This window comes from Psychromonas sp. B3M02 (assembly GCF_003318165.1).
In the GTDB taxonomy this organism is placed as follows: Bacteria; Pseudomonadota; Gammaproteobacteria; order Enterobacterales; family Psychromonadaceae; genus Psychromonas.
Genome location: NZ_QOCB01000073.1, coordinates 1 through 10,548, shown reverse-complemented (window position 1 = coordinate 10,548; position 10,548 = coordinate 1). Strand labels below are relative to the sequence as shown.

Annotated in this window: 7 protein-coding genes, 1 tRNA gene and 1 pseudogene; 5 read left to right on the top strand and 4 right to left on the bottom strand. The window is 38.2% G+C overall.

The features are described from left to right. The 4 genes and pseudogenes from DS885_RS08535 to DS885_RS08520 all read right to left on the bottom strand — a co-directional run. Nucleotides 1-449 (bottom strand): annotated as a pseudogene (locus tag DS885_RS08535) (hypothetical protein); the annotation flags it as partial. Between the two features lie 444 nt (nucleotides 450-893). Further along, complete coding sequence (locus tag DS885_RS08530; RefSeq protein ID WP_113819019.1) at nucleotides 894-1,274, bottom strand: DOPA 4,5-dioxygenase family protein; 381 nt, start codon at nucleotides 1,272-1,274, stop codon at nucleotides 894-896. Nucleotides 1,275-2,345: 1,071 nt separating this feature from the next. Then, nucleotides 2,346-2,436, bottom strand: a tRNA-Ser gene (locus tag DS885_RS08525). Between the two features lie 189 nt (nucleotides 2,437-2,625). After that, nucleotides 2,626-3,264: a PilZ domain-containing protein gene (locus tag DS885_RS08520; protein WP_113819018.1), complete on the bottom strand. Its 639-nt coding sequence runs from the start codon at nucleotides 3,262-3,264 to the stop codon at nucleotides 2,626-2,628. A gap of 222 nt (nucleotides 3,265-3,486) precedes the next feature. On the opposite strand from DS885_RS08520, the gene leuS reads away from it, so the two are divergent. The 5 genes from leuS (at nucleotide 3,487) to ggt (ending at nucleotide 10,227) form a co-directional block, all read left to right on the top strand. Continuing rightward, a complete protein-coding gene (gene leuS, locus DS885_RS08515) occupies nucleotides 3,487-6,075 on the top strand; it encodes a leucine--tRNA ligase (RefSeq protein ID WP_113819017.1) in 2,589 nt (862 codons plus the stop codon). Between the two features lie 134 nt (nucleotides 6,076-6,209). Beyond that, nucleotides 6,210-6,737, top strand: coding sequence for an LPS-assembly lipoprotein LptE (locus tag DS885_RS08510; protein WP_113819016.1), 528 nt, complete (start codon nucleotides 6,210-6,212; stop codon nucleotides 6,735-6,737). Between the two features lie 6 nt (nucleotides 6,738-6,743). Further along, a complete protein-coding gene (holA, locus tag DS885_RS08505) occupies nucleotides 6,744-7,742 on the top strand; it encodes a DNA polymerase III subunit delta (RefSeq protein ID WP_113819015.1) in 999 nt (332 codons plus the stop codon). 9 nt (nucleotides 7,743-7,751) lie between these two features. Continuing rightward, nucleotides 7,752-8,396 carry a nicotinate-nucleotide adenylyltransferase gene (gene nadD, locus DS885_RS08500; protein WP_113819014.1) on the top strand — a complete coding sequence of 215 codons (645 nt, stop codon included), beginning with the start codon at nucleotides 7,752-7,754 and terminating at the stop codon, nucleotides 8,394-8,396. Between the two features lie 73 nt (nucleotides 8,397-8,469). After that, a complete protein-coding gene (gene ggt / locus DS885_RS08495; RefSeq protein ID WP_113819013.1) occupies nucleotides 8,470-10,227 on the top strand; it encodes a gamma-glutamyltransferase in 1,758 nt (585 codons plus the stop codon). The last annotated feature ends 321 nt before the right edge of the window (nucleotides 10,228-10,548 follow it).

The following is a 10,548-nucleotide window of genomic DNA, read 5'->3' as shown; positions in this document are numbered from 1 at the left end:
CTTTTGCGGGTGAAGATCAAACGCTGTCTATTGCCATCATGACTATTATCAATATGTGGATTTAAAAAATCACCTTTAAACATCATAGACAACCCGCCCGTATACAAAGTGGGGTCACCTTGCAACGCTTTCATGCCTACTAACTCTGAAATTTTTTCAATCACCTCCGGTAACTGAAATGCTTTAGTAATGTCATTTAATATAGGAGTGCTATCCGCTAAGGCAGCAAAGGTACTTTTTTGTTCGCGAAAGCTTTTACGTTGATGGAAGCCATCTCCTTGCTTAGGGAAAGCCGCATAGATTGCATCCGCTAATTCAACAGGCAGTACATTATCAATATAGAAATAATGTGTTGCGGTGCCTTGAGGTGTCGCCCATTGCTGTAAAATAGCCTCGCTTTCAGCTTCAAGCTTAGCGACGATCAGCTCTTTTATGACTTCTAATTTCATAGGTTAGTATCCAATAGGGAATTAATAACTCGAGTTCAAGTAATCAGCGTAAAATACTGTTAATAAAACTTATCGCTCGCAACATAACCGCAAACATCTTAGCTACTTTTATTACAATAATTACAACACAAACTGCTTTAACTCGTTCATGAAACTTCCCTGTAGATGATCATTTTATATAACGCTTGTGCATCTTCTATCCTTGGTTATTCACCTGTATATCAGTATGTCCAAATAAGTCATTAAAACGACAGTCACGGTAATTGATAATTACTTGATGTTCAATTAGTTATTCAACTATATTTAAATTATTGGGTAAATAAGGGGATATTAAGAATTGAAAAAGGGTAAAAAAGCGTCAGCATAAAGCTATCTCGTTCCCACGGTCCCTGTGGTAATACATAGTGTTATACCTCGCCTACGCTCGTCTTATTAGAGAGGGACTTATGACCCCACAACTTCAAGGGAAGAATCGGTTTTAAAAATAGCTAAATTGAGTTCTTCAGTTTTGCCTAACCAATATGCCATCTCGGTATGATCTTTTAAGTTATCGCCTGTTATTCCGTGAACAAAAATAGTTAACCCATTTCGTTCACGCTCAAGCCAGGGAATAAGTATATCAAAATCATCTGAAGTAAAAGCAATTTGGCAGCTCCATTTAGGGTGTGGGCCTATATTTCGGTGGTGAACTCGCCCCACTGCTAGCCCAAATAAGTTAGCTGCTTTTTCACATAACATAGTGGCAAAGGTAACAGTATCTTGATCGAAATAAACATGTGCATGGTACTTATCATGCTCATTGACTGGAAACCTTGCTACATTCATTAACTCACCCATTTTTTTTGTTTATCAACCTAGAAGTAATTAGGTATATGACAGTACTTTGTACAAGCAACGAGAAAGCCATTGATACTTGATACCAGTCATAATAAAAATTCGGATAATTATCGCCCAATACACCTGTCACTTTAATGAGATTAAGCGGCCAAACACAATATAAGTTTGATAATTCAGCATCTAAAATCATCAATAAGAATAACGTTATCACTGAAAAAACAAATGAAATTGTAAAGATCTTCACTAATGGCACCTCATATTAACTCAAAGATATAATCTGTTATCAAATAGTATTTATCCATATTTACAATGAATAAAGAAACCTAATCTATTTTAATTTGATGTCACAATAGCAATTTTATTTAACTAATCCAGATGTTAACCACAAGAATAAAACCTTAATCATGTCGATAGAGAGAAAACCTGATTAACAGCAAAATATTAAAAACGTAAATACCTCGTTCCCAAGGTCCTCCGTGGTAATGCCTAGTTTGATTTACTTGAAGTATAAAACCTTGTCCACGCTCGCCTTATACCAATTGTATTAAATAACTGATCTAAATTTTGCGCCGGAAAAATGGCTTAGTTTGAGGCGTAAGTTGATGTAAATGGTTGTTCCCTATACGAAACTTACAACGAAAAAATAAGTTGTTTTAACAAGTAAAATAGATCAGTTACTTACTATGATTGGTATTATTTGATTTGCAGTGATTTCGCCCTATCAGCGACCATCTTTTTATTAGAAAAAAAGTGCTAAAAAGACTGAACTCCAAATCACTTTCTAATCCAAGTCATGCAATGCTTTTGTAAAACTCAACGGTGGGGATGAATATAACCACTTAACGCATCGACTTAATTGGTTAGTCTGTATTAACAAGGTGAACATGCAATGAGAACCAGCAGGGTTTTAAGACAGGATAATTTATAGGAAAATATTAATAGAGAAGAACAAGCAAAAGCTAGATAGCAAAAAGGCTCATCACTTTTCAGCCATGAGCCTTTTATTATGTTACTGAAACGAAAAAAGGCTTCTCATATGAGAAGCCCTTTTTCTTAATGTGGCGGAGGAGGAGAGATTTGAACTCTCGGAGAGCTATTAACCCTCGCTGGTTTTCAAGACCAGTGCATTCAGCCGCTCTGCCACCCCTCCGCAGAACGAGACGAATAATACAGAGTTTAAGCCTTGTTTGTAAAGGAACTTTTTGCAAAAAAAAACTGTTTGTCGAATAATCCAACAAACAGTTTAAATAAAAAACATTCTGAGCAATTCTTATACCGGCCAGACCAAACTACTATTACCAATTACCATCACTAACTACCAGCTACTAATTGAGATCGCTTATTTAAAACGATCAGTGTGTGCTTCCGGATGTTGTTCTGCGTGACACTTAAATAGATACTCAGTTAGCGATGAAAGTGTGCTGTCATCACCCTCTTTGCCTAATGAGTAAGCCACAGTATGTTTATCAATACGGCGAATTTGCGAACCTGAAATCGCTAAGCGCTCCTGATCTGGCAACTGTAGGTAAATATTATTCAAGTCTTTAGGTAACGTTTCGTTTTCTGGATCATCAATCAGTAAAGAGATACCTGAAGCCGATAAGTCTTTTACACGGTAAGGTAAAACATCGCCTTCTTCATTAACAATACTCATGGCAGTATTATTAGATAAACGCCATGCACGAAGTTGATCACCCGTTTCAAAAATCTTAGGTGATTTTAAGCTCATGCTAAAATTATTGAAGTCGCCCATTTGCATCTGCACAGGGAACACTAAGTGGTGATTACCGTAATTAGCCACGAGTTGTAAATCATCCGCTAACCCAAGTTGAAACAATAATGCTTCTTCACCTGTTTTGCCTGTAATGTCATAAACCAGTTCTTTATTTTCTGCTTTTTCTGTTTCCGCTAACATTTCAGACAGCAGATCTAATTCCTGATCGTTAATTAATAATTCTTCATGTAGTTTATTAGCCATCTGATGTCGCCTTCTGTCACTTGTAAATTATTTGATACTATTACTTTACTGCAGTTTTCACTTTTTATGTCCAAAAAATTAACTTTTTATGTAGTTCTTTATCTCAATATTTCATATTTCTTAAAAAATAGCCTTTGATTCTTCATAAATATTGTTGCAAGGCAACTGCTACTGTATCCTACAGCCCTTATTATTTCATTTTTCATTGCAGGCAGACTGAATATGCAAGAGTTATACAACCCTAAAGAGATTGAAGCTAAATTCCAAAAATATTGGGATGACAATCAATCATTTAAAGCGACAGAAGATCCATCAAAAGAGAAATACTACTGCCTCTCTATGTTCCCTTACCCAAGTGGAAAGCTACACATGGGTCACGTGCGTAACTACACTATCGGTGATGTTGTTTCTCGTTTCCAACGCATGCAAGGCAAAAATGTAATGCAACCTATGGGTTGGGATGCATTTGGTTTACCTGCAGAAAACGCGGCTATTAAAAACAATACAGCACCAGCTGGCTGGACTTACGAAAATATCGCATACATGAAAACTCAGCTTAAACAGCTAGGTTTTGGTTATGATTGGAGTCGTGAGCTAGCAACTTGCCAACCGGAATACTACCGTTGGGAACAATGGTTCTTCACTAAATTATTAGAAAAAGATTTAGTGTACAAAAAAATGGCAACGGTAAACTGGGATCCAGTTGACCAAACTGTATTAGCTAACGAGCAAGTTATTGATGGTCGTGGATGGCGTTCTGGTGCGGTTGTTGAACAAAAAGAGATCCCACAGTGGTTTATTAAAATCTCAGCTTACGCACAAGAGTTATTAGATGATTTAGACCAACTAGAAGAGTGGCCAGAGCAAGTACGTACCATGCAGAAAAACTGGATTGGTCGCTCTGAAGGCATCGAAATGGACTTTAAAGTGGCAAACAGTGATGAAACTTTCTCTGTCTACACTACACGTCCTGACACGGTAATGGGTGTCACTTATGTAGCCGTTGCTGCACAACATCCTTTAGCACTTGAAGCGGCTAAATCAAATCCAACGTTAGCTGCATTTTGTGAAAGCTGTAAAAACGTGAAATTAGCGGAAGCTGATTTAGCAACCATGCCTAAAGAAGGTGTAGATACAGGCCTTAAAGCGATCCACCCTATTACGGGTAAAGAAGTACCAATTTGGACGGCTAACTTTGTATTAATGGGTTACGGATCTGGCGCGGTAATGTCAGTGCCTGCACATGACCAACGTGATTTTGAGTTTGCTAAGCAATACGGTTTAGATATTAAAGCGGTAATCAAACCTGCTGATGCTGACATTGATGTAAGCGCTGAAGCATACACTGAGAAAGGTGTTTGTTTTAACTCTGGTGATTTTGCTGAATTAGAAGGGTTAACGTTTGAAGCAGCATTTGATGCCGTTGAAGCTAAATTAGTGAGTGAAAATAAAGGTAAACGTCAAGTTAACTTTCGTCTACGTGACTGGGGCGTTTCTCGTCAGCGTTACTGGGGCGCTCCAATCCCAACATTAACATTAGAAGATGGCACAGTTGTACCTGTACCAGAAGACCAACTACCGGTTGTGTTACCTGAAGATGTAAAAATGAATGGCATCACGTCGCCAATCAAAGCAGATTTAGAATGGGCAAAAACCACTTACCAAGGTCAACCTGCAACACACGAAACAGATACTTTTGATACCTTTATGGAGTCAAGCTGGTACTACGCGCGCTACTGTTCACCACAAAGTGATGACCAGATGCTTGACCCAGAAAAAGCAAACTACTGGTTACCAGTAGATCAATACATTGGTGGTATTGAGCACGCAATTTTACACCTTCTATACTCGCGCTTTTTCCACAAATTATTACGTGACTTTGGATTAGTAAACAGCGATGAACCATACAAGAAGCTATTAACCCAAGGTATGGTACTAGCAGACGCTTACTACTACGAAGATGAGAAAGGCGGTAAAGTTTGGGTTGCACCAACGGATGCGATCACAGAAACTGATGCAAAAGGTAAAGTAATTTCAGCGAAAACCGCTGACGGTCAAGTGTTAGTTTATGACGGCATGAGCAAGATGTCTAAATCAAAGAATAACGGTATTGACCCACAGTTAATGATTGATAAATATGGCGCGGACAGCGTACGTTTATTCATGATGTTTGCTGCACCTTCAGATCAAACTCTTGAATGGTCTGATTCTGCATTAGAAGGTTCTTTACGTTTCCTTAAACGCTTATGGAAATTAGCATTTGACCATGTACAAGCGGGTGATGTAGCAGATTTAGATGTGAAAGCATTTAATGACAACCAAAAAGCATTACGCAGAGAAGTACATAAAACAATTGCTAAAGTAAGTGATGATGTAGGTCGTCGTCAAACCTTTAATACAGCAATTGCAGCTGTGATGGAGTTAATGAACAAATTAACTAAAGCACCAACAGCTGAAGCACAAGATCGTGCTATTTTACAAGAAGCATTAGTGGCTATTTCTAGACTACTATCACCAATCACACCACATATTTGTGCAGAATTGCACACGTTATTAGGCTCTGAGGGTGATATTTTATCTGCGCCTTGGCCAACAGTGGATGAGTCAGCGTTAGTTGAAGATTCAAAACTGATTGTGGTACAAGTAAATGGTAAATTGCGTGCAAAATTAACAGTGCCAGCGGACGCTTCACAGGAACAAGTTGAAGCACAAGCAAACGCTGAAGAAAACGTAAATAAATTTACTGAAGGCAAAACAGTACGTAAAGTGATTTACGTACCAGGTAAGTTACTGAATATCGTAGCTAACTAAATTTATTATTGCCATTAACGGCACTAATAAATAAACCAACAAACCACTTAATCATAAGTGGTTTGTTGGTATTTTATTTTACTTAAAACAAATCAACCTATTTAATTGTCATAGACACTACAAAAGGCTTTTTTATGTATTCACTTCGCCCGCAAGCTTTTTATCGCCGCTTTATGTTATTTGCGACTTTGGCAATGACAGTCATCCTCTCTGGTTGTGGCTTTCACTTAAAACACAGTGATGGTTTAGTTGAGAAATTCCCTGAAGTATATGTGCAAACTAATAACCCTAAGGGTGAGTTAGCGCGTCTGGTTAAACTCCGTCTATTGGGTGCTGATATTAAAGTGGCAGTTGCACCGAATGAAGATACTCCAATCCTAAAATTGATATCAGAAAAACAGAGTAAACGTACTATCTCTTTATATGCAACGGCACAAAATGCTGAAAAAGAGATTGGTTACATCATGAAGTACTCTATTAAAATGCCAAATTACACACCGAAAAATTACAGTGTCAATTTATACCGTGACTTTTTATACGACTCTACTCAAGCGTTAGCAAAATCTCGTGAAGAGGAACAATTAATTGAGGAGTTACGTGTAGTAGCCGCTGACCATATCATCTCTACTATGTTAAGCCTTGAAAACGATTCACCAGAGTAACGGTTAATGCGCATTTACCCAGAACAGCTATTAAAGCAGCTGCAACAAAAGTTGCCTAGCTGCTGTTTAATCTTTGGTGATGAAGCACTATTAACCATTGAAGCGTTTGAGCAAGTACAAGCGCATGCTAAGCAACAAGGCTTTTTAGAGCGTTTTAGTTATAGCCTAGATGGTAGCTTCGACAAAGACCAAATATTCAGTCAGTTTAATACTTTATCGCTTTTCTCTGAGCGACAGATCATTGAATTAACCCTGTCTAAAACCACCAAAGACAACACTGATTTTATTAAAGAGATCACCCCTTTATTAAACTCTGATACGTTATTAGTGCTTAAGGGCCCTAAACTAACGGCACAACAGTTAAAGAGTGCTTGGTTTACTAAACTTGAGCAACAAGGTTTATTTGTTTCTACCAACGCATTGCTGCCTCAACGTTTTCCTCAATGGTTATATCAACGTTTAAAAGCGGTGAGTTTAACGGCTGATAATGAAGTGATTGACTTTTTAACCTTGCATTTTGAAGGTAATTTATTAGCAGCAAAACAAGAGATAGAAAAACTATCTATTCTCTTTCCAAAACAACATTTACATTTACCACAAGTCGAACAAAGTATTACGACGCATAACCATTTCAGCTTGTTTCAATGGATAGATAGTTTATTAGCCGGTGATAAAGCACGTAATGCACGTATTATTAAACAACTGAATGCCGAAGGGACTGAGCTTTTGTTATTAAGCGCGACGCTCAGCAGTGAAGTACAGAAACTACTAAATTATGCTTATCAGTTAAATAGCATGTCACTAAGCCAAGTACTTGCCCAACAAAAGCCCAAGCTATGGCCAGCCAAACAAGCTTTAATCACACAGGCGCTAACCCGCTTAAATACAGCTCAATTAGAAAGTATCTTAATTGCTTGTGCCGACTTAGAAGTATCAGTTAAAGTAAAAAACAGGTCAGATACTTGGTTACAACTAGACGCCATCTGTTATCAATTTTTCAAATAAAGGCATTGAATGAATAAAACACACGAGTCTGCAATCGGCTTTCTGGGTGGTACTTTTGACCCTATTCATTTTGGACATTTACGTCCTGCATTAGAGATCCAAGAAGCACTTAATTTGCAGTCTTTATATCTGATGCCAAATTATATCGCACCGCACAAGGCAACAAGTTTAGCCAGTACTGAGCAACGTATTGAGATGGTTAAATTAGCCATTCAAGACAACCCTAGATTACAACTGAATATTCAAGAGTTATTACGCACTTCGCCTAGTTATACCCTAGAAACCTTAAAGCTATTACGTTCTCAATACCCAAACACCCCGATCTGTTTCATCATGGGAATGGACTCATTAATCAACTTTGATTCTTGGTATCATTACCAATATATTTTGGACTATTGTCATATTGTGGTCAGCCATCGGCCTGGTTGGTCACCTATCTTTAATGAAACGGTTTCACAAATGGTGGCGGAACATCAAACGCTTGATACAACTCAGCTGCATAGTACTTTACATGGTTGCATCTATTTTCAAAGCACCACACAACTGGATATTTCTTCTTCACAAATTCGCCAATTACTGGCAAATAATCAATCCATTGATTTTTTAACACCTCACCCTGTCTGCAATTATATTAAGGAGCAAAACTGTTACTAACAAATAAGTTATTGGTATTAAACTGACTTTTACCTTCGATAATAAATCTACACAAAAATAAAGGAATAGTATTATGTTAGATCTGATCAAAAATAAAATCGCCAAACCGCTCAGCCTGCTAGCCGTTTCTACTTCAATTTTATTAAGCGTACCAGCAGTTCATGCTGCGACTACTTCCCAACCAGCTATCTTTAGTCAAATGGCTATTCATCATCCAGTTTGGGCAAAAAGTGGCATGGTAGCGACACAGGAAGCACTGGCAACTAAAATTGGTGTGGAGATATTAAAACAAGGTGGTAACGCAGTAGATGCGGCCGTAGCCGTTGGTTACGCATTAGCCGTGACTTTACCGAGAGCTGGTAACCTAGGCGGTGGCGGTTTTATGCTTGTTTATTTGGCTGATAAAGAGCAAGTCATAGCCATCGATTACCGAGAAAAAGCGCCCGCAGCTGCATCACGTGATATGTACTTAGATGATAATGGAGATGTGGTGCCTAACTTGTCTAAATTCCATGGTTTAGCGATTGGTACGCCGGGTACAGTAATGGGTTTAGAGCACGCACGTAAAACTTACGGCACACTTTCTAGAGAGGCCTTAATAGCACCAGCGATGAAACTAGCAAAAGACGGTATTATCGTGACGCCAGACTTAGAAAGCTCGTTAACAGCCATGCAAGAGCGGTTAAGTAAATGGCCTAATACCAGTAAAATCTTTTATAAAGAAGATGGCTCAAACTACCACGCGGGTGATCTACTTAAGCAAACTGATTTAGCCAAGACCCTTTCTTTGATCAGTGAGCAAGGTGAAAAAGGGTTTTATCAAGGTCCAGTAGCAGACGCGATTGTTGCGAGTATTAAAGAAGCTGGCGGTAGTGTTAGTAAGCAGGATTTACTCGATTACAACTCCGTTGACCGTAAAGCCATTGAAGGGACTTATCGAGGTTACGAAATTTTCTCTATGCCACCACCCTCTTCTGGCGGTGTACACATAGTACAAATCCTTAATATGTTAGAAAACTATGACCTTAAGAAAATGGGCCATAACAGTGCTCAGCATATCCATACCATGGTAGAAAGCATGCGTCGCGCATACGCAGACCGTAGCTTACACCTAGGGGATAGCGACTTTGTTAAAGTACCAGTTAAAACATTAACCAGTAAAAAATATGCAAAACAGTTAGTGGATGGTATTAACCCAGATAAAGCAACACCAAGCTCTGAAATTCTACCTGATGCTGATTTACCTTATGAAAGTAACCAAACCACTCACTTTAGTATCGTTGATAAATGGGGTAACGCCGTTGCTAATACTTACACCCTAAACTATAGCTATGGTTCAGGGATTGTTGCGCAAGGTACAGGGGTTTTATTAAATAATGAAATGGATGATTTCTCTTCAAAACCAGGCGTAGCTAATGGCTATGGCTTAATTGGTGGTGAAGCAAATGCCATTGAACCAGGAAAACGCCCATTAAGCTCAATGAGTCCAACGGTTATCTTAAAGGATGATCAGTTATTTATGGTAACGGGAACACCAGGTGGATCACGTATTATCACCACCACATTGCAAGTAATTTCAAATGTTATCGACTTTGATATGAATGTCGCTGATGCGAGTGCTGCACCGCGTATTCATCATCAGTGGTTACCGGATTATATTCGTATGGAGTCTGGTTTGAGTTTAGATACGATAAAACTATTAGAAGCAAAAGGTCATACACTAAAAGTTGAATCGGCAATGGGCAGTACGCAAAGTATTATTAAATCTGAATCAGGTTTATATGGCGCGTCAGATCCGCGTAGACCATCTGCATTAAGTGAAGGTTATTAAGCGATAAACTAGTAAACCTAAAGCCCGACAGCAATTTACCTGTTAGTGAGTGAGATTATTAACGGTAAATTGCTTTTTTATCTCTAATAGCAATTATACCAATTGTATTAAATAACTGATCTAAATTTTGCGCCGGAAAAATGGCTTAGTTTGAGGCGTAAGTTGATGTAAATGGTTGTTCCCTATACGAAACTTACAACGAAAAAATAAGTTGTTTTAACAAGTAAAATAGATCAGTTACTTACTATGATTGGTATTATTGAGCTATTTTACTAATTAACATTATTCACTTCTGTGTGGTAAGTATTGTAAATTATCTTC

Bases quoted from the DNA above. Each gene is read 5' to 3' on its own strand.
- DS885_RS08530 (WP_113819019.1), bottom strand. From the start codon at position 1,274: ATGAATGTAGCAAGGTTTCCAGTCAATGAGCATGATAAGTACCATGCA.
- DS885_RS08520 (WP_113819018.1), bottom strand. From the start codon at position 3,264: ATGGCTAATAAACTACATGAAGAATTATTAATTAACGATCAGGAATTA.
- leuS (WP_113819017.1), top strand. From the start codon at position 3,487: ATGCAAGAGTTATACAACCCTAAAGAGATTGAAGCTAAATTCCAAAAA.
- DS885_RS08510 (WP_113819016.1), top strand. From the start codon at position 6,210: ATGTATTCACTTCGCCCGCAAGCTTTTTATCGCCGCTTTATGTTATTT.
- holA (WP_113819015.1), top strand. From the start codon at position 6,744: ATGCGCATTTACCCAGAACAGCTATTAAAGCAGCTGCAACAAAAGTTG.
- nadD (WP_113819014.1), top strand. From the start codon at position 7,752: ATGAATAAAACACACGAGTCTGCAATCGGCTTTCTGGGTGGTACTTTT.
- ggt (WP_113819013.1), top strand. From the start codon at position 8,470: ATGTTAGATCTGATCAAAAATAAAATCGCCAAACCGCTCAGCCTGCTA.